Annotated in this window: 1 protein-coding gene and 1 pseudogene; both read right to left on the bottom strand. The window is 57.8% G+C overall.

Annotated features, from left to right (window positions below; genetic code table 11):
* Positions 1 to 107: 107 nt before the first annotated feature.
* On the bottom strand, positions 108 to 992 hold the full coding sequence (locus tag QMX93_RS30705; RefSeq protein WP_053121111.1) for a LysR family transcriptional regulator: 885 nt from the start codon (positions 990 to 992) through the stop codon (positions 108 to 110).
* Between the two features lie 125 nt (positions 993 to 1,117).
* Positions 1,118 to 1,298 (bottom strand): annotated as a pseudogene (locus QMX93_RS30700) (hypothetical protein); the annotation flags it as partial.

Below are 1,298 nucleotides of genomic sequence, written 5' to 3'. Positions count from 1 at the left end.
GACGGGTTGCGCAGCAGCCCCAAAAAATCTGGGCCTGCTGCGCAGTCCATCGGGGATAAATCCCCTCACCACAGGTTTTGTATTTGGCCTTGGGTCAGATGTGCACATCAGCCCTCAAGCATCTTCCGCGCTTCAGCAAAACACTTTTCAGCAATCGCCGAGCGCGGTTCGGTCTTGCGCATCACCATCCCCAACGGTGCGAGCACGCTGGCGTCCGGCAGGGTCATGAACGACAGATGTTCAATCGGCTCCTCCATTCCGCTGTCCAGCGGCATGATCGCGCAACAGAAACCCTGGTGAATCGCCTGTAACAACTGATAGGTCGAATCACTCTCCATGATCGGCTGCGGACTCAAGCCGCGACTGCGAAAACTCAGGTCGATGGATTTGCGGTAATGCATGCCGGTGGTGATCATGCCCAGCGGCAATTGCGCGGCTTCTTCCCAACTCATCTGAGTGCCTTCGAACTGGAAATGCCGGTTGTCGTAGAGCAATCCGACGCGGGTTTGACCGATCTCGAAAAACTCGAAATAGGCCGGATTGACGTGATCGAGATAGCACACGCCCAAGTCCAGCTGATTGTTGCCCAGACTGGCGATGATCTCGTCGGAGCTGAGCGAGGACAGGCTGAACTTCAACTCGGGATAAGACCCCGACAATCCCTGAATATAATCGACCGGATTGAAGCTGCTCAGCGGCACCAGACCCAGGCGCAAACTGCCGACCAGTTGCCCGCGACAGGCCGCCGCTTCGGCGAACAAACCATCATGCGCCGCCAGCAAGGTGCGGGCCCAGGCCAGTACGCGCTCGCCCGCCTCAGTAAACCCCTCAAAGCGCTGCCCACGATTGACCAGTACCAGATCCAGCTCCTCTTCGAGATTGCGCAGGCGCATCGACAGGGTCGGCTGAGTGATGTGGCAGCGGGCGGCGGCCTGACCGAAGTGACGGGTTTCGTCCAGTGCGATCAGGAATTTGAGTTGTTTGATGTCCACGACGGCACCTGCTCGATGGGATTTCTGGGTGGAGTATTGACGCAGATGCGTACCGCGCACCAAAGGTGCAGGGCGCGACGATCTCATTTGAGGGCGTATTCGTCCAATCGGAAGTGTTTAAAGGCTTATCGACCGCCGGCAAAGTGGCCGATGCGCAGCGTCTGGCGGACAGCGAACTCTTCAAAGCCCTGCAAAAAACACAACTGTAGGAGTGAGCCTGCTCGCGATAGCGGCAAGTCAGGCGACAACGATGTTGGCTGGCAATCCGCTTTCGCGAGCAGGCTCACTCCTACAAGGGTTTTGTGG

It is taken from the genome of Pseudomonas sp. PS01303, from assembly GCF_029959385.1.
Lineage (GTDB): Bacteria > Pseudomonadota > Gammaproteobacteria > Pseudomonadales > Pseudomonadaceae > Aquipseudomonas > Aquipseudomonas rustica.
The sequence above is the reverse complement of the archived record's forward strand: the minus strand, read 5'-3'. Positions and strand labels throughout refer to the sequence as shown.